20 protein-coding genes and 2 riboswitches are annotated in these 22,806 nt (G+C 64.8%); of the genes, 5 read left to right on the plus strand and 15 right to left on the minus strand.

Annotated elements, in window-relative coordinates; genetic code table 11:
• Nucleotides 1–445 precede the first annotated feature (445 nt).
• Nucleotides 446–1,261 (minus strand): universal stress protein, encoded by an 816-nt coding sequence (locus L288_RS25790; RefSeq protein ID WP_021237023.1) that lies wholly within the window; start codon nt 1,259–1,261, stop codon nt 446–448.
• A 235-nt stretch (nt 1,262–1,496) separates the two neighbouring features.
• Here L288_RS25790 and L288_RS25795 point away from each other — a divergent pair, with 235 nt between their 5' ends.
• The 4 genes from L288_RS25795 (at nt 1,497) to L288_RS43585 (ending at nt 6,676) form a co-directional block, all read left to right on the plus strand.
• The gene (locus L288_RS25795) at nt 1,497–3,440 is read left to right on the plus strand and encodes a PrkA family serine protein kinase (protein WP_021237024.1); all 1,944 of its coding nucleotides are present in this window, start codon (nt 1,497–1,499) and stop codon (nt 3,438–3,440) included.
• Between the two features lie 19 nt (nt 3,441–3,459).
• Nucleotides 3,460–4,770, plus strand: a complete 1,311-nt coding sequence (locus L288_RS25800; protein WP_021237025.1) for a YeaH/YhbH family protein — start codon at nt 3,460–3,462, stop codon at nt 4,768–4,770.
• Nucleotides 4,767–6,308, plus strand: a complete 1,542-nt coding sequence (locus tag L288_RS25805) for a SpoVR family protein (protein ID WP_021237026.1) — start codon at nt 4,767–4,769, stop codon at nt 6,306–6,308. Before L288_RS25800 ends, L288_RS25805 begins: the two co-directional genes overlap by 4 nt.
• Nucleotides 6,309–6,469: 161 nt before the next feature.
• A complete protein-coding gene (locus L288_RS43585) occupies nt 6,470–6,676 on the plus strand; it encodes a hypothetical protein (protein WP_030541149.1) in 207 nt (68 codons plus the stop codon).
• On the opposite strand, the gene cobF is transcribed toward L288_RS43585, so the two are convergent.
• From cobF to cbiE, 5 genes are read right to left on the minus strand one after another with little or no spacing between them, the layout of a single operon-like run.
• The gene (gene cobF / locus L288_RS25810) at nt 6,669–7,418 is read right to left on the minus strand and encodes a precorrin-6A synthase (deacetylating) (RefSeq protein WP_021237028.1); all 750 of its coding nucleotides are present in this window, start codon (nt 7,416–7,418) and stop codon (nt 6,669–6,671) included. The two genes, L288_RS43585 and cobF, sit on opposite strands and share 8 nt — an antisense overlap.
• Nucleotides 7,415–8,719, minus strand: coding sequence for a cobyrinate a,c-diamide synthase (locus L288_RS25815; protein WP_021237029.1), 1,305 nt, complete (start codon nt 8,717–8,719; stop codon nt 7,415–7,417). Before L288_RS25815 ends, cobF begins: the two co-directional genes overlap by 4 nt.
• Nucleotides 8,716–9,501, minus strand: a complete 786-nt coding sequence (gene cobM / locus L288_RS25820) for a precorrin-4 C(11)-methyltransferase (RefSeq protein ID WP_021237030.1) — start codon at nt 9,499–9,501, stop codon at nt 8,716–8,718. Before cobM ends, L288_RS25815 begins: the two co-directional genes overlap by 4 nt.
• Nucleotides 9,498–9,863, minus strand: a complete 366-nt coding sequence (locus tag L288_RS25825) for a cobalamin biosynthesis protein (RefSeq protein WP_021237031.1) — start codon at nt 9,861–9,863, stop codon at nt 9,498–9,500. The genes cobM and L288_RS25825 overlap by 4 nt, the downstream gene beginning before the upstream one ends.
• Nucleotides 9,860–11,062, minus strand: coding sequence for a precorrin-6y C5,15-methyltransferase (decarboxylating) subunit CbiE (gene cbiE, locus L288_RS25830; RefSeq protein WP_021237032.1), 1,203 nt, complete (start codon nt 11,060–11,062; stop codon nt 9,860–9,862). Before cbiE ends, L288_RS25825 begins: the two co-directional genes overlap by 4 nt.
• On the opposite strand from cbiE, the gene L288_RS25835 reads away from it, so the two are divergent.
• Nucleotides 11,061–11,810 carry a cobalt-precorrin-6A reductase gene (locus L288_RS25835; RefSeq protein ID WP_021237033.1) on the plus strand — a complete coding sequence of 250 codons (750 nt, stop codon included), beginning with the start codon at nt 11,061–11,063 and terminating at the stop codon, nt 11,808–11,810. The two genes, cbiE and L288_RS25835, sit on opposite strands and share 2 nt — an antisense overlap.
• On the opposite strand, the gene cobJ is transcribed toward L288_RS25835, so the two are convergent.
• The 9 genes from cobJ to L288_RS25880 all read right to left on the minus strand — a co-directional run bounded on the left by cobJ (nt 11,786) and on the right by L288_RS25880 (nt 22,539).
• Nucleotides 11,786–12,535, minus strand: coding sequence for a precorrin-3B C(17)-methyltransferase (gene cobJ, locus L288_RS25840; RefSeq protein ID WP_021237034.1), 750 nt, complete (start codon nt 12,533–12,535; stop codon nt 11,786–11,788). The genes L288_RS25835 and cobJ overlap by 25 nt on opposite strands.
• Nucleotides 12,532–13,254: a precorrin-2 C(20)-methyltransferase gene (cobI, locus tag L288_RS25845; protein WP_021237035.1), complete on the minus strand. Its 723-nt coding sequence runs from the start codon at nt 13,252–13,254 to the stop codon at nt 12,532–12,534. The genes cobJ and cobI overlap by 4 nt, the downstream gene beginning before the upstream one ends.
• Complete coding sequence (locus L288_RS25850; protein ID WP_021237036.1) at nt 13,251–13,880, minus strand: precorrin-8X methylmutase; 630 nt, start codon at nt 13,878–13,880, stop codon at nt 13,251–13,253. The genes cobI and L288_RS25850 overlap by 4 nt, the downstream gene beginning before the upstream one ends.
• Nucleotides 13,880–14,932, minus strand: coding sequence for a hypothetical protein (locus L288_RS25855; protein WP_021237037.1), 1,053 nt, complete (start codon nt 14,930–14,932; stop codon nt 13,880–13,882). The genes L288_RS25850 and L288_RS25855 overlap by 1 nt, the downstream gene beginning before the upstream one ends.
• A 226-nt stretch (nt 14,933–15,158) precedes the next feature.
• Nucleotides 15,159–15,375: riboswitch (cobalamin riboswitch) on the minus strand.
• A 116-nt stretch (nt 15,376–15,491) separates the two neighbouring features.
• Nucleotides 15,492–16,130: a 5,6-dimethylbenzimidazole synthase gene (bluB, locus tag L288_RS25860; protein ID WP_021237038.1), complete on the minus strand. Its 639-nt coding sequence runs from the start codon at nt 16,128–16,130 to the stop codon at nt 15,492–15,494.
• Between the two features lies 1 nt (nt 16,131).
• Nucleotides 16,132–16,737 (minus strand): cob(I)yrinic acid a,c-diamide adenosyltransferase, encoded by a 606-nt coding sequence (gene cobO, locus L288_RS25865; RefSeq protein ID WP_021237039.1) that lies wholly within the window; start codon nt 16,735–16,737, stop codon nt 16,132–16,134.
• On the minus strand, nt 16,734–20,429 hold the full coding sequence (gene cobN, locus L288_RS25870; RefSeq protein ID WP_021237040.1) for a cobaltochelatase subunit CobN: 3,696 nt from the start codon (nt 20,427–20,429) through the stop codon (nt 16,734–16,736). The genes cobO and cobN overlap by 4 nt, the downstream gene beginning before the upstream one ends.
• Nucleotides 20,429–21,469: a cobalamin biosynthesis protein CobW gene (gene cobW / locus L288_RS25875; RefSeq protein WP_021237041.1), complete on the minus strand. Its 1,041-nt coding sequence runs from the start codon at nt 21,467–21,469 to the stop codon at nt 20,429–20,431. The genes cobN and cobW overlap by 1 nt, the downstream gene beginning before the upstream one ends.
• A complete protein-coding gene (locus L288_RS25880; RefSeq protein ID WP_031303904.1) occupies nt 21,466–22,539 on the minus strand; it encodes a HoxN/HupN/NixA family nickel/cobalt transporter in 1,074 nt (357 codons plus the stop codon). Before L288_RS25880 ends, cobW begins: the two co-directional genes overlap by 4 nt.
• 169 nt (nt 22,540–22,708) lie before the next feature.
• Nucleotides 22,709–22,806: riboswitch (cobalamin riboswitch) on the minus strand. This riboswitch is flagged as partial in the annotation.

The following is a 22,806-nucleotide window of genomic DNA, read 5'->3' on the forward strand; positions in this document are numbered from 1 at the left end:
GCTGGACGCCGCTCCGGCAGCGGCGAGGGGCGGGCGGGACGCGGCGGAGGCGCGCTGCAACTCACGGATGCCAAGCGCAAGGAACAGGAGCGCGGCAAGCGTTCCCGCGATCATCATCAGCCTGGCTTTCGCCCCCAATTGCATATCGATCCCCTTGGGGCTTGCGCCTACGCAAAGCCCTGCTTGCCCCGGAGCGGCAGGACTTTTGACCCAACCGCTCCACAAGGAGATTCCTAAAGATTCCGAAGGGATAAGGGGACGGCAGATGAAGCCATTTTGGTCCCAGGAAGGATAGGAAGATTAATCGCGATTAAGGGCGGAAATGCGCGGCTTCCGGCTCCTTTTTGCGCACCCGCGAAGGCGCAAAGGTTCACGGGCCGGTTCGAAGGCGTAAATGGCCGATCCATTTTGGTTGCAGTTGACGAGCGCGTTCGCCGCAATAGGCTTAGTGCGCGAGCAGCAGGGGAACGCGCGCCTGCCGCAGCATCGACCGGGTAACGCCGCCAAAGACCAGTTCGCGCAGGCGGCTGTGGCCATATGCGCCCATCGCCATCCAGTCGGGGCTGAGCACGCCGATCGCAGCCTGGAGCGCCGTCTCGACGGACCGGCCGTCGCGCGGCCAGACGTGAAGCTGCGACTTGATACCGTGGCGGGCGAGATATTCCGGCGCATCGGTGGACGGAAAGGGATATTTGCCCGCTTCCTCCACGGTAACGACATTCACCTCCTCCGCCAGCTTGAGGAAAGGCACGGCCATGCGCAGCGCGACGGACGCTTGCTGGGACCCGTCCCAGGCGACGAGCGCGCGGCCGGTCACCGCCATGCCTCGCGCCGCCTGTGGAACCGCCAGCACCGGCGTGCGGCCGCCCAGCGCCAGATCATCGACGATGTGCGGCGGGTCGCTCATCTCGCGCCTTGGCCCGGCCGGAAGGGTGACGATCATGAGGTCGCTGAGCGCGGAGGCGGACAGCAGCCCATGCACCAGGTCGCCTTCGGCCTGACGCCAGTCCCAACTGACGCCTTCGCGCCGCAGCCTTTCCTCCATGCGGGTGCGCAGCCGGGCATCGATCTCTTGCAGTTCCGCCGCAATCGCGGGCGCCATCGACGCGCCGCCATAAAGGTCGGATGCGATCAGGCCCGGCATGGATGTGACCTGCACGCAATTGATATGCGCATGCGCCGCGCGGGCGATGTCGCAAGCCGCCTGAAGCCGGCTTTCCGCGCCACTATCGTCGTGGACGTGAAGCAGGATGGATGTCATCGCGCGCCTCCATGCCCTTCGGCCTCGCCGCCTATCTTATCCTTTTTCGCATTCGGGGTGAACGGCTTTTACACCAAAGCCGGAAGGGAGCCGAAATCGGGACCGCCTACCCCTTTGTCGCAAACTCTTCGAATGTGCAGGGATAATTTTTTCCGGTCCTCTCTCCGTATAGGCCTGTTTTTACAGGCCCATACATATTATATTCGTCATATGACTACTGCGGCGGGAGTCGTCAGTGACGAAAAACGAACTGTTTTCGAGCTTCACGCGGAACTTTGACGAACGGCGTCAGGCCGAGATGTCGATCGAGGATTATTTGCTGGGATGCCGCAATGATCCTTTGATGCATGCATCAGCACCGGAGCGATTGCTGGCTGCCATAGGCGAGCCCGAAATCATCGATACATCGCGCGACCAGCGGCTTGGACGGATCTTCATGAACCGCACCATCCGCCGCTACAAGAGCTTCGCCAATTTCTACGGCATGGAGGCGACGATCGAACATATCGTCAGCTTCCTGCGCCACGCGAGCCAGGGCCTGGAGGAGCGCAAGCAGATCCTCTACCTGCTCGGACCTGTCGGTGGCGGCAAATCGTCGCTGGCCGAACGGTTGAAGGCGCTGATGGAAAGCTACCCCATCTATGCGTTGAAGGCCGGGGACGAGATCAGCCCCATTTTCGAAAGTCCGCTCGCCCTGTTCGACTCGGAGACGCATGGGGCGTTTATCGAGGATAATTACGGCATCCCGCGCCGCCGCCTGACCGGCATGATCAGCCCATGGGCGCGCAAGCGGCTGGACGAGTTTTCCGGCGATATCTCCCAGTTCAAGGTCATCCGCCTGATGCCATCGCGCATGCGGCAGATCGCGATCGCCAAGACCGAACCGGGCGACGAGAACAATCAGGACATCAGCTCGCTGGTGGGCAAGGTCGACATCCGCAAGCTGGAAATGCTGTCGCAGAACGATCCCGACGCCTACAGCTATTCGGGCGGGCTCAACCGCGCCAATCAGGGCATGCTTGAGTTCGTCGAGATGTTCAAGGCGCCGATCAAGATGCTGCACCCGCTGCTGACGGCGACGCAGGAGGGCAATTATATCGGCACCGAGAATATCGGCGCGATCCCCTTCACCGGCATCATCATGGCCCATAGCAATGAATCGGAATGGGCCAATTTCAAGAACAACAAGAATAACGAAGCCTTCATCGACCGCATCTATGTGATCAAGGTGCCCTATTCGCTGCAAGCGACCGAGGAGCGGCACGTTTATGAAAAGCTGCTGCGCGAATCCGACCTGAACAAGGCCCCTTGCGCGCCCGGCACGCTGGACATGCTGGCGCGCTTTTCGGTGCTGACGCGATTGCGCGAGCATGAGAACAGCAACCTTTATTCCAAGATGCGCGTCTATGACGGCGAGATGCTGCGGGAGATCGATCCGCGCGCGAAAAGCATCCAGGAATATCGCGATGCCGCTGGCGTGGATGAGGGCATGTCGGGCATTTCCACCCGCTTCGCCTTCAAGGCCCTGTCGGCCACCTTCAACCACGACACCAGCGAGATCGCGGCGGATCCCGTCCACCTCATGTATGTGCTGGAAGGCATGGTGCGGCAGGAACAGTTCCCGGCCGAGGTGGAGGCGCGCTATCTGGAGTTCATCAAGGGCGAACTGGCGCCACGCTATGCCGAGTTCATCGGCAATGAGATCCAGAAGGCCTATCTGGAATCCTACAATGACTATGGCCAGAATCTGTTCGACCGATATGTCGCCTATGCCGATGCGTGGATAGAGGATCTGGACTTCAAGGACCCGGACACCGGACAATTGCTCGACCGGGAGGTCATCAACCAGGAACTGACGAAGACGGAGAAGCCCGCAGGCATCGCCAACCCAAAGGATTTCCGCAACGAGGTAGTGAAGTTCGCGCTGCGCATGCGGGCCAGCAATGATGGGCGCAATCCGAGCTGGACATCTTACGAGAAGATCCGCGAAGTCATTGAAAAGCGGATGTTCAGCCAGGTGGAGGACCTGTTGCCGGTGATCAGCTTCGGGTCGAAGCGCGACGGCGAAACCGCGATGAAGCATGACGAGTTCGTTTCCCGCATGGTCGAACGCGGCTATACGGAGCGGCAGGTCCGGCGGCTGGTCGAATGGTATATCCGCGTCAAGCAGGCTGGTTGAAGGAGGCGCTCGGGCGCGCATGCACATAGTCGACAGACGGCTGAACCCTGGGGGCAAGAGCCTGGTCAACCGGCAACGCTTCCTGCGGCGGGCCAGGGCCTATGTCAGTCAGGCGGTGCGCGAGAGCCTGAAGGACCGCAGCATCAAGGATCTGGCCAAGGAGGGCCAGATCACCATCCGCCGCGACGCCATCCACGAACCCACGCTCCATCGCGCTGCCAAGGGCGGCAACAGGGAAAGGGTGCTGCCGGGCAATCGCGAATTCGTGGAAGGCGACAGGATCAAGCGGCCGGACGGCGGATCGGGCAGCGGTTCTCAGCCGGGTGAAGGAGAGGGTGAGGATGATTTCCGCTTCGCCCTGTCCCGCGAGGAATTTCTGGACCTGTTTCTCGATGATCTGGAACTGCCGGACATGGCCAAGAAGCGGCTGGTGGCCGGCAAGATCGAAGGCATAAGGCGCGCTGGCTATTCGACCATCGGCAACCCGTCCAACCTGTCCGTCCCGCGCACCATGCAAAAGGCCCTGTCCCGCAGGCTGGCGCTGCGGCGGCCCAGCAGCGGCGAGCTGCGCAGGCTGGAAGAGGAGATTGCGGAGATCGAGGCACGCAAACCGCCGCTGCCCGACGATGCGGTGACGCTGGAACGGCTGCGCGAGGAGCGCGCCCATGTCATCCGCCGCCGCAACCTGATCGCCTATATCGATCCGGTGGACCTGCGTTTCCGCCGGTTCGAACCAGTCCCCCGCCCAGTGGCGCAGGCGGTCATGTTCTGCCTGATGGACGTGTCAGGCTCCATGACGGCGCATATGAAGGATCTGGCGAAGCGCTTCTTCGCGCTGCTGCACCTGTTCCTGTCGCGCTGCTATGAGCATGTCGAGGTGGTGTTCATCCACCATACCGACCGTGCGGCGGAGGTGGACGAGCAGACTTTCTTCTATAGCACCGTCACCGGCGGGACGCTGGTGTCGAGCGCGCTCGACAAGCTGCTGGAGGTGATCAAGGAGCGCTATAATCCCGCCGACTGGAACATCTATGTGGCGCAGGCATCTGACGGCGACACGCTGGCGTCGGACAATGCGCGGGTGGTGAGCCTGATGCAGGACGAAATCCTGCCGATCGCCCAATATGTCGCCTATCTGGAAGTCGGGCGCGAAGAGTTCGCGTCGTTCGAAAGCGCGACGTCAACCACTGGTCTGTGGGACGCCTATGCACCCGTCATGGCGGCGAATCCGCATTTCGCGATGCGCAAGGTGTCGCACCGCCGCGAAATCTATCCCGTGTTCCGGGAGCTGTTCCAGCGCAGGGGCGTCAGCGAAAGGGCGCGGAGTTGAAGGCGGCGATCGCGCCCGAACCGCTGTTTACCGGCAGCGACTGGGACTTCACGCTGATCAACCGCATCTATGACACGGTGGAACCGATCGCGCTTCAGGAAATGAAGCTCGACATCTATCCCAACCAGATAGAAGTGATCAGCGCCGAACAGATGCTGGACGCCTATTCGTCCATCGGCATGCCGCTTTTCTACAAGCATTGGTCGTTCGGCAAGCAGTTCGTGACCAATGAAATGCTGTATCGCAAGGGGCTGCGCGGCCTTGCCTATGAACTGGTGATCAACAGCAATCCATGCATCAACTATCTGATGCAGGAAAATAGCGCGACCATGCAGACGCTGGTCATCGCCCATGCGGCATTCGGGCATAATCATTTCTTCAAGAATAATTATGTGTTCCGGCAGTGGACCGATGCGGACGGCATTCTGGATTATCTGGAGTTCGCCAAGCGCTACATCGCCAGTTGCGAGGAGCGCTATGGCCAGTTGGCGGTGGAGCGGGTGCTGGACGCCGCCCACGCGCTGATGAACCAGGGCGTGCACCGCTATCCCCGCGTGCGCCCGCGCGACCTGAAGGCGGAAGCCGCGCGCGAGGCGGAGCGGCAGGCCTATCGCGATCGCATCTATGACGATCTGTGGCGGACAGTGCCGGTTGGGACCAGGGCCGATACGGTGCCCGCCGGCCAGCGCCGCGCCGCGCTCGGCCTGCCGCAGGAAAATATCCTCTATTTCCTGGAAAAGACCGGCCCGCGCCTGGAAAGCTGGCAGCGCGAGGTGCTGCGCATCGTCCGCCTGATCGCGCAATATTTCTATCCGCAGCGCCAGACGAAGGCGATGAACGAGGGCGCGGCCACCTATACCCATTACCGCATCATGACGGCGCTGCATGATCGCGGCTGGATCACTGACGGCGCGTTCATGGAGTTTCTCCAGTCGCACACCAATGTCGTCTATCAGCCGACTTATGATTCCGGGCAATTTGGCGGGTTCAACCCCTATGCGCTGGGTTTCGGCATCATGTCGGACGTGGAGCGGATCTGCATCGATCCGACGCAGGAGGACCGCGAATGGTTCGGCGACATCGCCGGGTCAGGCGATCCCGTCGAGGTGCTGAAGGATATCTGGGCCAATTATCGCGATGAAAGTTTCGTGTCGCAGTTCCTCAGCCCCCATCTGATCCGGCAGTGGCGGCTGTTCAAGATATTGGACCATGAAGGCGAAGCAGAGGTGCGGGTCGACGCCATTCATGACGAGCGCGGCTACAGGCGCATCCGCCGCGCGCTCGCCCGCGAATATGATATTGCGCGGCAGGAGCCGGATATCCAGGTGGTCGATGTCGACCTGGCCGGGGACCGGACGCTGATGCTGGAGCATGCGGTGAATGATGGTGTGGTGCTCGACTCATCGGATGCGTTGCTGGTCTTGCAGAGCCTTGCCAATCTGTGGGGCTATGAAGTGGCGCTGAGCGAGGTCGATGCGGAGACGCGAAAGGAGCTGAAAAGCCACCGCTGCAATCCGCAGGACGACTGGATGCGTTGAAGCGGTGCGGGATGCGGCCATGCGGCGCGGGCACATCAAGATTCCATTTCCAATCGTCCTGCGGGAGGCGTAAATTCCGCGCGATATGGCGATGCTCGTGGTCCGGTCGGCGCTGGCCTCCGAGTCTCTCCCATGGCGGCAGGACAGCAGGAGTGCGGTTCATGACCAATGCCCTTAGCGCACAGGAATGTCTGGAGCGGGCCAGAATGCACGAGCAGTTGGCGGCGACGACGGCTGACCCTTATGCCCGCACCATGCATCAGGCGATGGCGGCCGAGTTTCGCCGCCGCGCCGTCATGGGATCGTTCGACGCGGCGCGTGCCGTCATCAACAAGCCGATGGCCGAACTCTGCTCGCCGGTCAGTTGAATCCGGCACGGCGCAGCAGATAGACGTCCATGATCCAGCCATGGCGCTCGCGCAGCGCCGCGCGCCTTTCGATGATGGATGGGCCGGTTTCGCTTAACGGTCCTTCCGCCAGTTCCTCGCAATCCATGCCCAGATAAGCGCCCCACCAGATATGAATGCCTTCGGGCGGAAGCGTGCGGAAGGCGCAATGCCCATCCAGCATCACGACAATGTCGTCCACCCCCGCTAGCCATCCATCGTCCCGCAGGCGGCGGCCCGTTGTGATCAGCACTGGCTCCGCGAGGCGATTGAGACATATGCCATGGGCCGCCGTCAGCGCCTGGATGCTGGTGATGCCGGGAATGACGCGGATGCTAATCTGGCCGCCCAGACGCGCGGCGATCCGCAGGCTGCTGTCATAAAGGGACGGATCGCCCCAGACCAGCAATGCCAGCGTGCCGCCGCCGGGCAGGTGAAGCGCAGCCTGCTCCATCCATCGGTCGGCGATGGCGTTGTGCCAGGCGGCAACGGCGTCGAGATAGGCAGGCTCCACCGCGCGTACGGGCATGTCGAATTCGACGATCCGGGTGGGGCCGGTCAGCACCTGCGCACAGATGGCCCGGCGCAGATCGATCAGGTCCGATTTCGCATCGCCCTTGCGGGGGAGGAGGATGAGGTCGGCCTCATTCATCGCCTTGACCGCCGCGCGCGTGAGGTGATCGGGATTGCCCGTGCCGATGCCGATCAGTAACAGCCGGATCATGCCGCGCCTGCCATCAGGTGAAAAAAGCTGCCAGTGACATGGCCTCGCCGCGATCCGGTTGAGGCGATGTCCTTTCCCGCGGCGTCGGTGACATGGGCGAGCGGTTCGTCGGGCTGTTCCATAACTGTTGAGTAATGAAACTCATGGCCATTCAGTAGCGTGCCCGCTGCATAGCCGCCCATCGGCGCGAACAGCTTTGCGCGGCGATAGCCAAGGTGCAGACGGCGTTGCGCGAAGCTGGTGACAAGGCCCAGCAATCCCGCCAGCGCATGGGCATGCCCATCAGCATCGATCAGCGCTTCACCCAGCACCATATAACCGCCGCATTCGCCATGGATGGGGCGATCCTGTGCATGGCGGCGCAGGCCCGCAAGGAACCGATGAGCACCGGCAAGCGCGGGAGCATGCAGCTCAGGATAGCCGCCCGGCAGCCAGACCGTATCGGCATGGGCAGCAGGCGCTTCATCGGCGAGGGGAGAGAAGGGCAGGATTTCCGCTCCCGCTTCCAGCCATCCCTGGACCATATGGGCATAGGTGAAGGAGAAAGCCGCGTCCTGCGCCAGTGCGATGCGCTGGCCCGGTGGAGGGCAGAGAGCGTGCGCCCGAGCGAGTGGACGTGCGCCAGCAAGGGAGCGTAACCCAGCAAGATCTACATGGGTGGCGAGGCGGTCGGCAAGTGCGTCCATGCGTGCCTCCAACTCGGCCAACTCGCCCGCCTGAACCAGACCGAGATGCCGTTCGGGCAGGCCGAGGCTGGCATCGCGGGGGATGGAGCCAAGCACCGGCATGGCAATCGCTTCCATGGCACGGCGGATCATGCGGTCATGGCGATCGCTTCCCACCCGGTTCAGGATCACTCCGGCGACACTTATGTCCAGGTGCATGGTGCGGAAACCATGGGCAAGGGCGGCGGCCGACTGGCTCTGCCCGGTCACGTCGATGACGAGCAGGACGGGCCAGCCCAGCATGGCGGCGATATCGGCGCTGCTGCCGTTTCCGCTGATGCCGGGAGCCTCGGCTCCGTCGAACAGCCCCATCACGCCTTCGGCTATGGCGAGGTCTGTATCCTCTGCCAGCGCCGAGAGCGAATGGATCAGCGGGCCGTCCATCGCCCAGCTATCGAGGTTGAAGGCGGGCCGGCCGCTTGCTTGAGAGTGAAAGGCCGTGTCGATATAGTCAGGCCCGCATTTATAGGCCTGCACTCTGATGCCTGCTCGCGTCAAGGCGCGGATCAGGCCCAGCGTGACGACCGTCTTGCCGGAGCCTGAGCGCGGCGCGCCGATGAGAAGGCCGGGAGTCATTCCTGCGGACCGGCAAAGCGCGAGTCCGTGGACGCCGGGCGGAAACGGCGGTCATAGCCCGGCGCATAAAGGCTGCTGTCGGCAAAGCCGCTGTCGTCCAGCACTGGTCCGACCAGGATCAGGGCAGTGCGTTCAGGCCCGCCCTCAGCCGCCTCCACCATGGTGCCCAAAGTGGCGCGGACGATCTTTTCATCGGGCCAGCTTGCCCGCCAGACGATGGCGGCGGGACAATCGGGGCCGTAGAGCGGCACAAGATCCGCAACGACCCGATCCAGCGCGTGTATCGACAGGTGGATGGCCAGCGTCGCTCCGCTCGCGCCGAAAGCCGCCAGGGTTTCGCGCGGCGGCATGGCGCTTGCCCGGCCGGAGGTGCGGGTGAGGACCACCGACTGGCCGACGCCGGGTAATGTCAGCTCCGTGCCCAGCGCTGCGGCGGCAGCTGCGAAGGACGGGACGCCGGGCGTGATGCTGTAGGGAATGCCGAGCGCCTTCAACCGGCGCAATTGTTCGCCCATCGCCGACCAGACGGACAGGTCGCCCGAATGGAGGCGGGCGACATCCAGCCCATCGGCATGCGCCTGGGCAAGCAGGGCCGTGATCTCATCCAGCGTCATGGGCGCGCTGTTGACGATGCGCGCGCCGGGCGGGCAATGGTCGAGCAGGCTGGCGGGGACCAATGACCCTGCATAGAGACATATGGGCGAGGCGGCGATCAGGTCGCGCCCGCGCAGGGTGATGAGATCGGGCGCGCCGGGACCCGCGCCGATGAAATGGATTGTCATGCGGGAAATCCTTGTGCGAGCGCGCATGTCGCGCCGCCACCGGGCGCTATGGCGCGCAGTGTGAGCAGGCGCGATCCGTTGCCCGCAGCGGCCATCGCCACCGCTTCGGCAACGCTGCCGGTGCGATAGGCGGCAAGGCTGGCGGCGGAAGATGTGGGCGTCGATACGCCGGTGATGGCGGAAGGATCGATGGAAAGGAGGGGCAGGCCCATCGCTTCCGCGAGCGGGGCGATCAGATGCGCCTTGTGCGTCAGGGTCGCGAGGGCGGTGGGAGGCTGAGCCTTTCCAATGGCGAGGTCCAGCGCGGCGCGCAGGGCGTCAGGGCTTACGCTGTCCCGGCAACCGAAACCGGCGACGATCATAGGATGACGCTCCACTGCACAAGTGGATAGGAGGACCGCCAGCCGCGACGCGTGCCGAGCCGTACGGCTGTGGCAAGCTCTATCCGCAGCAGATCTCCCCCGATCCGTGCATGCCAATGGGCCAGCAGGCTTTCGGATTCCAGCGTCACCGCATTGGCCACGAGGCGCGTGGGTTTGCCCCTTAGATCCATGATCCTTTCCAGCAGTTCATTGCTGAGCCCCCCGCCGATGAAAATGGCGTCGGGACGGGCGCGGCCGTGGAGCACTGCTGGAGCACGGCCCTCGATGATCGTCAGCCGGTCCACGCCGAGCCGGTCCGCATTGGCGCGGGCGCGAGCGGCGCGGGCAGGATCGGCTTCGAAGGCAACGGCCTGTGTCGAGGGATGGCTTAGCAGCCATTCGATTGCGACAGAGCCGGACCCGCAGCCAATGTCCCACAATGTCTCGCCGGGCCGTGGAGCAAGTGCAGACAGGGTCAGCGCGCGAACCGGACGCTTGGTGATTTGGCCGTCATGGTCAAACCATTGGTCGCCGATGCCGCTGGCGCGCGGCATGACGCCGCCATCTCCGGCGATGTCGATGCCGACAGCGACAGGATGAGCGACATCTGACAGGTCATAGTCATCCGCCCGAACCTGCCGGATACGTTCGCGCGGACCGCCCAGCGCTTCCATCACATGGAGGGTCGAAGCGCCAAAGCCCTCCCGCGTCAGAAATGCCGCAAGCTCCCCCACCACCGCCCCGTCCCGCAGCAGCACTATGGCATGGCCCCCTGGCGCCAGATCGGAACGCAGGCGCGCAAGAGGCGCGGCATGGAGTCCATGGCAAAGCGTGTCCTGCAAGGCCCAGCCAAGCCGCGCGGCGGCGAGCGAGAAGGTGGAAGGGCCGGGATAGGCGATCCACTCTCCGGCCCCAAGATGGCGGGTGATGCTGGCGCCCGCGCCGAACCAGAAGGGATCGCCTGACGCAAGCATGACGGTTGGCTGTCCCCGGCGCGTCAGCAGCCGCGCAACGCCATCCTCGAACGGCGCTGGCCAAGCATGGCATTCAGCTTTAAGGGGCGGCAGCAGCGCAAGGTGGCGAGGGGCGCCGGTGATGAACTGTGCTTCCTCCAGCGCCGCGCGCGCGATGGAGGGCAGGCCGGTCACGCCATCCTCGCCGATACCGATGATCGTCAGCCAGGGAGCATCAGCGGCCATGACCAACATCCTGATCCTGGGCGGCACGACCGAGGCGAGCGCTCTGGCCGCCGCAGCGGCGCAAAGGGGCTTGCGCGCTACCTTGAGCTATGCGGGGCGTACGGAACGGCCCCGCGCCCAGCCGGTGCCGCTCCGCATAGGCGGCTTTGGCGGGGTTGAAGGGCTGACGCGCTATCTCCGGCTGGAAGGGGTGACGCATCTGGTCGACGCGACCCATCCCTTTGCCGCGACGATGAGCCGCCATGCCGCCGAAGCGGCGCGGCTCGCGGACATCGGCCATGTCATGCTCACCCGCCCGCAATGGGAGGCGGGGGAAGGCGACCGATGGAGCCATGTGCCGGATATTGCGGGGGCCGTCGCCGCGCTGGCAGGGAGGCGGCAGCGCGTGATGCTGGCGCTCGGAAGGATGCATGTGGATGCCTTCACCGCGCAGCCGCAGCATCATTATCTGCTGCGCTTCATCGATCGGCCCGATGTTCCGCCTGCTCTGCCGCGTCATCATCTGCTGGTGGATCGGGGACCGTTCGCCGTGGAGAGCGAAGTTGCGCTGATACGGGCGCATGAGGTCGAGCTGGTCGTCGCCAAAAACGCGGGCGGCGAGGGCGCGCGAGCCAAGCTGGATGCGGCGCGGGAGCTGGACATCCCGGTGCTGATGATCGACCGGCCGCCCCTGCCGGACGTCAGGGTAACGCACAGCGTCGCTGATGTACTCTATTGGCTCGCTCATTCGGCCCAGCGCGGCGTGTAGAGGATCGGCCCGGCGACGCGATCGATCATGCGGGTTCGGCTGGACCCGACGATTACCATCGTGCGCATGTCCGCCATTTCGGGCGTAGCCTGTTCCAGCGGGACGATGCGCAATTCCTCTTGAGGCGTCGAGACAGCACGCGCGAAGAGGATCAGGCGGCCGGGCTCGCATGTTTCCCGCAATATGGCGAGGGTCCGGGCGAAACCTACGGGACGCGACCGGGAACGGGGGTTGTAGAAGGCGATGGCGAAGTCCGCCTCGACCGCAAGGCGCAGCCTGCGCTCGATCAACGCCCATGGCTTCAGATTGTCCGACAGGTTGATCGCGCAGAAATCATGGCCCAGCGGCGCGCCCGCCCGCGCGGCAGCGGCGAGCATCGCCGTAATGCCGGGCAGGACGCGAATGTCGATCGCGCGCCAGGCGGCGGGACCAGCTTCCAGCGCTTCGAACAAGGCCGACGCCATGGCGAAGACGCCGGGGTCGCCCGACGACGCCACGACCACGCGATGCCCCGCTGCGGCAAGCTTCAGCGCATGCGCGGCGCGATCAAGCTCGACGCGGTTGTCGGACGGATGCCGCGTCAGGCCGGGCCGCTCGGCCACCCGCGTCACATAGGGCGCATAGCCGATCAGGTCGGTCGCTTCCTCCAGCGCCATGGTGACTTCCGGCGTGATCAGCGCGTCCGCGCCGGGCCCAAGTCCAGCGACCGCCACCCATCCGCTCATGGCCGCCGTCCCTGTCCATGGATCAGCAGGATGGAAAAATATCCCGTGACGGCTTCCGCCTGCGCCAGCGGCGTGACCCGCTGGTCCGCCATGGTGGCATATTCGACCAGCCAGGCGCAGTCCCGCCTGCCTGCGCTTTCGACGGCGCGGCGGAGCTTGGCGAGGTTGCGGCCGATCTTCATGACGACTAGCGCGTTGGTGTCGCGGATGCGCCGGACAAGTTCCTCTTCGGACAGGGTCGCCATCAGCACGGTCAGCACGTCATCGCCCCAACTGATGGGCATGCCGCTGGCCGTCCACGCCCCCGACATGCCGGTGATGCCCGGCACGATCTGCACGGGCGCGCGCGCGGAAAGGCGGCTGTGCAGATGCATGAAACTGCCGTAGAAAAAGGGGTCGCCTTCGCACAGGACGACCACATCCTCTCCCTGCATCGCCAGGCCGTGCAGATGCGCGGCGCAGTCCGCATAGAAGGGTGCAAGGCAGGCATTGTAGCGCGGATCGGAAAAGGGAATTTCCGTCGTCACCGGATATTCCATCGCAAATTCCACCGCGTCGGGCCGCAGCATCCCTTCAACGATGCGCCGGGCGTGGCCGGGACGGCCCGCCTTGCGGAAATAGGCGATGTGACGCGCCTGCCGGATCAGGCGATCCGCGCGAACGCTCATCAGGTCCTGCGCGCCGGGGCCGAGGCCCACGCCATGGATGGTCCCGCTCATTCGGCAGCGCTCGCCAGTGCGTTGAGGGCCGCCACGGTGATGGCGCTGCCGCCCAGCCGTCCTTCGACGATGCAGCAGGGAACGGGCTGCGCCTGCCACAGCGCGTCCTTGGATTCCGCCGCGCCGACGAAGCCGACCGGGCAGCCGATGATCGCTGCCGGGCGAGGGCAGGCGAGGTCCTCCAGCATGTTGAGCAGATGGAAAAGCGCAGTCGGTGCATTGCCGATCGCGACGATCGCGCCCGCCAGATGAGGCCGCCACAGCTCCAGCGCGGCGGCGGACCGGGTGTTGCCCATGGCTTGGGCAAGGGCGGGCACCCGCGCGTCGTGCAGCGTGCACAGGACCGGGTTTGCCGCAGGCAGCCGGGTGCGGGTGATTCCTTCCGAAACCATGCGCGCGTCGCATAATATGGGCGCTCCGGCATTCAGCGCGCCGATAGCCGACTGGGTGAAGGCAGGAGAAAAGCGGATATGCGCCTCAAGGCCGACCAGCCCGGCGGCGTGGATCATCCGCACCGCCACGCGCTCCTCTTCGGCGGCAAAGCGGGCGAGATCCGCCTCCGCCCGGATGGTGCGGAAGGATTGGCGGTAAATGGCCGCTCCGTCGGTTTCATAGACATGCGGCATCAGGAGGCTCCGAAGAGGGTAAATAGCTGCTGAGGGTCAAGGCCGGAGCGAGCGGGCGGCGATCCCGCACGGGCGTTGAACGCCAGATCGAAGCAGCCATTGTGCCCGATGAGAACCGTGGCTGCCGGGCCCGGCCGCGCGCAGCCCTTGGCGCAGCCCGACACATGCAGGTCAGAGGCAAAGGGCGCCAGCCGCGCCGCCAGATCGCGGGTGCCGACGCTCGCCTGCGGGCAGGCGGGCGCGCCGGGGCAGGCATCGGCGCTCAGCAAGGGACTGGCGGGATCATCCGATGGTCCATCATCCCCTTCCAGGATGATGCCGCGCCACGGCGTCAGGCGGACATGGTGTGCTCGGTCCATCAGGCGGCGCAAGGCATCGGCCCCGATCCGGCCAAAGGGCACGCCATGGAAGCGGCCAGGACAAAACTCGATGACAGCGGAGGGGGAGCGGGACGCGGCAGGAATATGGGACGCAGGGTGCGGAAGGAGCGCTGTATGCCGGGCCATCCGACCCGCCTTCACGCCGCCGCTGCGGACAAACCAGTGGGCGAGCGCGATCAGGTTGTCCACGGCCTTTTCCACGCTCGTCGCCATGCCCTTGTCACGCCCCTCGGCCCGGAGAATCAATTCTCCGTGCTCGCTCCGTTCGATGCGAAAATCGGCGGGGCTATGGGCAAGGGCGGGCGCAGGGCCTGCGTCGATGGCGATGCCCACCTTGGGTGGCAGAGGGGGCAATCCGTCCATCCGGTCCAGCAGCGCGCGGGCGATCACATCCGACGCATCGTCAGGCCTCCAGTCGGGCGTCAGTATGACCGGCGCGGCAGCTTCCCGGCTGGCATCTGGATTGACCAGGCCCAGCGCGGCCAATGCCTGCACCAGCTCCCCGTGGTCGCGCTCCTTCACGCCCCGGATCTGTAGCCCCGCGCGATTGGTCAGGTCGATATGGCCGTTGCCATGGCGCAGCGCCGCATCGCACAGGCCAAGCACTTGCCTGCGGCTCATCCGGCCAAGGCGGGGGCGGACACGGACCAGCAGGCCGTCGCCCGCCATCATCGGCCGCCATGCGGTCGGACACCATCCCCGCACCGCCGGATGAGGCGATTGATCAGCGGACGCGCGCCCCGGCCAGTCCTGCACTTCCAAAGCCCTCCAGGCGTCAAGCAACGATGGCGGCGGTGCGCCCGTGCGTAATGAGACGCAGCCGGGCACGGCCGCAGCCGCACGAAAATTCGTCGCTCAAACGGAGAACCGAGCCGTGACCATCCCCTGGATCATGGCAAGAGCGACCTTTGCGGCGGCAGGTCTCCTGGCTTGCGGGTCAATGCGTGAAGCATGGGCCTTCCCGGATTGCTCCAGTGGCTGATCGCCCGGTAGACGATCGTCCATGTCTCGCTCGCCGCTCACAGTTGCAGGGACAGCCACGGATTAGGGAGCAAGCTCCCGCACCGCGTTCCCATTTAAGCCCCAAAAGGGGCACCGACGCGATCGATGGACCGGCAGGCCGGTCCGCCTCGCCTCTTAGAGCGCTCGCCAATGAAAGGGAAGGGGCTTCGGCAAGCTTAGCGCGATCGGAGGCTTGGCGCTTCAGCCTGTGCAGGAGCACGGCGCATCCTTAGCGTTTCACCACCACCGAACGCCAATCCGTCCGCTGTTCCCAGCCGCGGCGTTCCAGCTCTGGCGCGTCCTCTTCGCTTTCCGGGCGGCCCAGACATAGCAACCCAAGACAGGCCCAGTTCGCGGGAATATCCAGCATCGCGTCTACGTCTTCGGACTCCATGATGGATACCCAGCCCATACCGATGCCACGGGTCCGGGCCGCCAGCCAGAGCGTATGAACGGCCATTACGCAGCTATAGCGCCGCGCTTCCGGCATGGTGACCGCGCCCAGATGGTGCCCGGTTTCCGTGCCTTCATCACAATAGACGGCGAACAGCACCGGGGCTTCGCGCAGGCCATGCAGCTTGAGGCTGCGATAAAGGCGGTCCTGATCGCCTTCATACGCCTCTCCCGCCGCGCTGACCTGAGCATCGACGTGGCGGGCGAGCCGTTCGCGAAGTCCGGCGGTTTCGATCCGCACGAAGCGCCAGGGCTGCGACAAACCGACAGACGGCGCGCGATGCGCCATGCTCAGCAGCCATTCCACGTCGCTCTCGTCAAGCGGGTCAGTGCGGAAATGGCGAACATCCCGCCGCGCTCGGACCAGCGCTTCGAACGCGGCGCTGTCAATGGGCGTGATGGCGGGACCGCTCATGTCAGAATTCTATTCCCGGCTGCGCCTTCACCCCGCTGCGGAAAGGATGCCTGATCAGCGTCATTTCGGTGACCAGATCGGCCGCCTCCACCAATCCATCGGGAGCGTTGCGGCCGGTGACAATGACATGCTTCATCTGGTCACGTCCTGCGACGGCCTCCAGCACTTCGTCAAGCGGCAGATAGTCGTACCGCAGCACGATGTTCAGCTCGTCGGCAAGCACCATGTCATAGGCGGGATCGGCGATCATCCGCTTCACCTCGTCCCATGCCTCGCGGGTGAGCGCGATATCGCGCGTGCGGTCCTGCGTGTTCCAGGTGAAGCCTTCGCCCATCGGCTTGAACGTGACATTATCGGGAAACGCGTCGAACACCGCTTTTTCTCCGGTGGTCATCGCACCCTTGACGAACTGCACGACGCCGACCTTCTTGCCATGGCCGATCGCGCGCACCACCATGCCGAGCGCGGCGGTCGTCTTGCCCTTGCCCTTGCCGGTATGGACGATCAGCAGGCCCTTTTCCTGCGTCTTGGTCGCCATGATCTTGTCATGGGCGGCCTGCTTCTTCTTCATCTTCTCGGCATGTTGTTCCGGAGTGCGTTCGATCATGGTCGGTCTTCCTTGAGGCTGGAAAGGAGCATGGCGGCGCTATTGGACCGGGGCCGCCAAAGGCCGCGATCAAGCGCTTCCGACAGGCGGGCGGCGGTTTCGCGCAGGGCGGCGGGGTTCACCTCCGCCATGAAGGCGCGGACGGCTTCATCCTCGATGAAGGCGGCGTGGACGGCGTCGAAATGATGATCCTTGACGCCATGGGTGGTGGCGGCAAAGGCGAAGAGATAATCGACCGAGGCGGCGATTTCGAACGCGCCCTTGTAGCCGTGGCGCATCATGCCCGCGATCCACTTGGGATTGGTCACGCGGGCGCGCACGACGCGGCCGATCTCATCCTCCAGCGTGCGTACGACCGGCCGTTCCGGGCGGCTATGGTCATTATGATAGCTGAGCGGCGTCTTGCCGGAGAGATGCTCCACCGCCGCCGCGATCCCGCCTTCGAACTGGTAATAATCATCGCTGTCGAGCAGGTCATGCTCGCGATTGTCCTGATTCTGGATAAGTGCGTCCGCTTCGGCCAGCCGCCGCGCGAACAGGGCGCGATCGGTCTCTCCCTCCACGCCGCCGCCATAGGCATGACCGCCCCAATCGAGATAGATATTCGCAAGGTCGGACCGGTCGTGCCAGATGCTTTCATCGATCATCGCCTGCAAACCCGTGCCGTAAGTTCCCGGCGCGGAACCGAAAACACGCGCCCCCGCGCGGCGGAGCGCCGCCTTTTCGGACGCGCCCTCCGCCATCAGAAGGGCGGTTTCGGCACGGTGGCGGGCGGCGGCGGGATTATCCTCCTCCGGCTCGTCCAGTGCCATCACCGCGCGGGCGGCGCTGTCGACCAGATCGGCCTGTTCAGGGAAGGCGTCGCGGAAGAAGCCCGATATGCGCAGGGTGACGTCGACCCTTGGGCGATTGAGTTCCGCGATCTTCATCACCTCAAAGCCGATGACCCGGCCCGATGACCATTCCCAGCGCGGACGCACGCCCATCAATGCCAGCGCCTGGGCGATATCATCGCCTCCGGTGCGCATATTGGCGGTGCCCCACGCGGAAATCGCCATCGCGCGCGGATATTCTCCCTGCCGCTGGAGATAGTCCTGGACCAGCAGTTCGGCCGATCGCTGCCCCAGATTCCAGGCGGCTACGGTGGGGACGGCGCGCGTGTCCACCGAGTAGAAGTTGCGGCCAGTCGGCAATACATCGGGCCGCCCGCGCGTGGGCGCGCCGGAAGGGCCGGGGAGGATGAAACGCCCGTCAAGCGCCGCAAGAAGCGCCGCTTTCTCGGCCGGTCCGCTGGCGTCGACGCGCGGGGCGAGCCCGCTGTGCAACGCCTTGATGATAGCGGCGCTCCTTGGACCAGGCGCATCGCCCTTGGTATCGAGCAGATGGATAGCGAGCAGTTCGAGCCGCTCCACCGTATCGCCCGTTGTTCGCCAGGGCGCTGGCGTCAGAGAGCCAAGCTCCGGCGGGCGGCCACCTTGCCACGGCGTCCCCATGACACAATCCAATGGATTGAAACCAAGGGAAAGATCATCAGCCAATGCGGCAAGCAATGATCGTTCGCCATCCTCCAACCCGCGCGGGCAGCGGGCGAGCGCGATCAGCAGGTCCCGGCGCTGCGTTCCTTCTGGCGACCGGGTGAAGATATGCAGCCCATCGCGGATCTGCATTTCCTTGAGGTCACACAGATAGTTGTCGATCGCTGCCAAGGCATCGTCTCCGCCGCCTTCCGCGCCCGCATCCTTATCTAGCCCCTGTGACGCGGCGAGCGCCAATATATCCTTGCGCAGCGTCTCCAACCGGCGAGGGTCCATGCCGGCGGCGAGATAATATTCATCGACCAGCGCCTCCAGCTCCTTGAGCGGGCCGTAGCTTTCGGCGCGGGTCAAGGGCGGCGTCAGATGATCGATGATGCAAGCGCCGATGCGCCGTTTCGCCTGCGTGCCCTCGCCCGGATCATTGACGATGAAGGGATAGATTTGCGGGACCGGCCCGGCGCAGATTTCGGGGAAACAGTTTTCGGACAAGGCGATCGCCTTGCCGGGCAACCATTCCAGATTTCCATGCTTGCCGACATGCACGACGGCATGCGCCTTGAAATGACTGGCCAGCCAGAAGTGGAAGGCAACATAAGCATGCGGCGGCGGCAGGGCCGGGTCGTGATAGCTGGATTTCGGGTCCACATCATAGCCGCGCGAGGGCTGAACAGCCACGGCCAGCTTGCCGAAGCGATGGACGGCAATCGAAAAAGCTCCATCGCGCAGGGCCGGGTCGGCCTCGGGTGGGCCCCAGCGGGATATGACCGCGTCCTGCACGGCTTGGGGTAGAGCTGCAAAGGCTGTTTGATAGTCCGGCAGGGGCAGTCGTTCCGGCGGCGCGGTTGCGGTGAGCCGCTGCATCAGCTCCGCGCCATCGCCCGGCGCTCCAGCGGCATCGTAGCCAGCTTCGGCGAGCGCATCCAGGATTGCGGCGGCGCTGGCAGGCGTATCAAGCCCCACGCCATTGCCGATGCGTCCGGCCCGGCCCGGATAATTGGCGAGGATAAGGGCGATCCTGCGCTTACCGGGGCGGGCTTTACGCAGCTTTGCCCAATTTACAGTGAGTTGAGCAGTGAAGCTCGCACGATCTTCAAGAATTTGGGGCACGATGATGCTGCACTGGGTGCGTTCATCGAAGCGAGCGGCCGCCTTGAACGCCACGGCGCGGGTGAAAAGCCGCCCGTCCACCTCTGGAAGCGCAATATGCATGGCGAGGTCGCGGGGGCCAAGTCCCCGCGCGCTCGCCTGCCATGCCTGCTCCTCGGCGCTGGCGAAGACGGTCTGGAGGATCGGGCAATCGGCTTGCTCAAGAATGGACGGCGTGCGCGGTTCGCCCGGAGCCGACGCGGCGAAGGCGGTGGCATTGAGGATGACATCCGGCGGCGTCTGCGTCATCGCCGCACGCAGGAAATCCCTTGCAAAGGGTTCGCGAAGCGCGCGAACATGCACTGGTAAGACATTGAGACCATGGGCTTGTAGTTGAAAGATCATGGCATCGACCGCATCCATCGTCCCGGCGATCAGCAAGGCGCGATAGAAGAGGAAAAGGACCGTCGGTTGTCCCTCGCGCCACCGGCTTTTCACCTCGTCCAGCGTCACGCGCTCCGCACCGGGCCAATAAAGCCCGGCATCCGCCACCGGGACGGGAGCGTCCGCTTCTCCTGCATCAAGTCCGGCAAGGCGCGCGGCCTCCCTCAGGAAGCTGACAGCATTGGCGATGCCGCCCTGACGGATATAGTCGCGCAACCGTTCGCAACTGGCTTGAGGGAGGGTCGAGGCCTGGACCAGATCGGGGTCCTGTTCCTGCCCGTCGGCGATCGCGGCGAAGGCGATCCCCTTCTCCCGCGCCATTCTGGCAATTTCATCAATGCCATAGGGCCAATAGCTCCTGCCGCCTAGCAGGATGACGCAGACGAAGCGCGCGTGGGCGATGACCTTTTCGACATAGAGGTCGACGGAATAGGGGTGGCGCAGCTGGAGCAGGTTGGCGAGCCGCACTGAGGGAGCATCATCCCCCAATGCCGCCGCCGCGCTGGCGAGGCAGGCAAGGTCGCTGTCCGCCACGGTAAGCACGACGATATCACCCGGCGATTGGCCAAGATCGATGGCTTCATCGCCGTTCGAAACGGTGCCGGGCGTGGCGGTCAGCAGATGCATCAGGCGGGGACCGGCCCTGCACCGAGCATCGCAGCGATGGCATTGCGGTCAAGACCGCTCTGGCCGATGATGACGAGCCGGGAAGCGCGCTGCTCGTCCGGCTGCCACGCGCGGTCATAATGATGCTGCACGCGCGGCCCCACCGATTGGAGGACGAGGCGGGCGGGACGGCCCCGGACCGCCAGGAAGCCCTTGACGCGCAACAGGTCATGCTCCGCAATGGCCCGGTTCAATGCGGCGAGCAGCGGTTCCGCACTGTCCAGTTCGCCAAGGTCCAGCACGAAGCTGTCGAAGTCATCATGATCATGATCCTCCTCACCGTCATGATGCGACGGCCGGCCATCGATCTGATCCTCCACCGCGGCATCTATGCCCAGCAGAGCCGCCGGATCGATGCGGCCCATGGAGGTGCGCACGATGCTGACGCCGGACCGGATTTCCTGCCGCAGCCCGTCCTCCACTTCCTCCAGCCGCGCCGCATCCACGAGGTCGGCCTTGTTGAGGAGGACAAGGTCGGCGCAGGCAAGCTGGTCTTCGAACAGTTCCTCGATCGGGCTGTCATGATCCAGCGTGGGATCGGCGGCGCGGGCGGCGGCCAGCGCGGCTTCGTCATGGGCGAAGCGCCCTGCGGCGAGCGCGTCGGCATCCACAAGCGCGACCACGCCGTCCACGGTCGCGCGCGTGCGGATGCCGGGCCATTGGAACGCCTTCACCAGAGGCTTGGGCAAGGCAAGCCCGGACGTTTCGATGATGATATGGTCGGGCGGCACAGGCCGGTCGAGGAGCCGCTGCATGGTCGGCAGGAAATCGTCCGCCACGGTGCAGCAGATGCAGCCATTGGCAAGCTCGATTATATCGTCGTCCGGGCAGGCTTCATCGCCGCAGCCCTTCACCAGCGCGCCGTCCACGCCGACATCGCCGAACTCGTTGATGACAAGGGCGATGCGGCGGCCGCCCGCATTTTCGATGAGGTGACGGATCAAGGTCGTCTTGCCCGCGCCCAGAAAGCCGGTGATGACGGTGGCGGGAATCTTGTTCATGATATGCTTCCTTGCGGTGCGAGGGGGACATCGATCTCGTCGAAGCGCTTCCAGCGGTAGATCGCCCAGCTGATCAGCCAGCAGGCGGCGAACAGGCCGACGATGAAGAAGCCCAGGCTGTTGAAATGCTCGCCAAGGCTGGCGGCCAGCGACCAGAGGCCTCCCGTAAAGCCGAGCTTGTCCCCCAGAAGCGCGATCACCTCTATCCCGCCGATGACGATGGCGACGATAGCCGACACCAGCGTGATGGTGATGTTGTAATAGAGCTTGCGGATGGGCTTCACGAACGCCCATTGATAGGCCCCCATCATCAGCGCCCCATCGGCCGTGTCCACCAGCGCCATGCCCGCAGCGAAAAGCAGCGGGAAGATAAGGACGGTGGAGAGCGCAAGGCCGCTCGCCGCCTGCCCGGCGGACAAGCCCAGAATGGCGATCTCCGTCGCCGTGTCGAAGCCCAAGCCGAACAGGAAACCGAGCGGCGCCATGTGCCAGCTGCGCGTCACCAGCCGGAAAAGCGGCTTGAAAATCCGGGCGAGCAGTCCCCGGTTCCCCAGCAGCATGTCCATGTCCTCGCTGGTATAGGCCCCGCCCCTGCGGACATGGTTGAAAGCCGACCAGACCGATTTCAGGATCATCAGGTTCACGGCGGCGATGGCGAAGAGGAAGGTCGCGGAGATGATGGTGGCGATGACGCCGCCAATCTCCCCAGCCGCTTCCACCCGGCTGAGCGCGCTGGCGGCGGTGGCGATCAGCACCGCGCCGATCAGCACGATGCCGCTATGGCCGATCGCGAACCAGAAGCCCACCGTCAGCGGGCGCTCGCCATTTTGCATCAGCTTGCGGGTCACATTGTCGATCGCGGCGATATGGTCTGCGTCCACCGCATGGCGCAGGCCCAGGCTCCAGGCGAGCAGGGCCGTGCCCAGCATCGCCACATCGCCCGCGAACAGAAGGCCAGCCCATATCCACAAAAGGATGTTGGCCGCGATCAGCCCGGCAAACATCCAGGTGGCGCGGCGGCGTATGGACCCCTGCGATGGAGGGTCGAGAGTTGGAGAAAGAGCATTCATGAGCCAGTCCGTTGGCGTCAGCGAACCGGAACGGGAGCCTCCGCAAAGCGGCCGGCGGCGCGCGCCGGACGGACGCCAGTGCGCCCGGCACGCATGCCGGTGCGGCTCCCGCCGCACGAAGCGTCGCTCAGACGGAACACCGTGCCCCGGCCATCCCCTGGACCAAAGCAAGAGCGACCAGACGCCGGCAGGTCTCCTGGCTTGCGGGTCGTCGCTCGGCACATGGCCTTCCCAGGCCTCGCAGGATTTAGCGTCCGGCCCAGTGGC

Origin of the sequence: Sphingobium quisquiliarum P25 (genome assembly GCF_000445065.1) — a bacterium.
GTDB lineage: Bacteria > Pseudomonadota > Alphaproteobacteria > Sphingomonadales > Sphingomonadaceae > Sphingobium > Sphingobium quisquiliarum.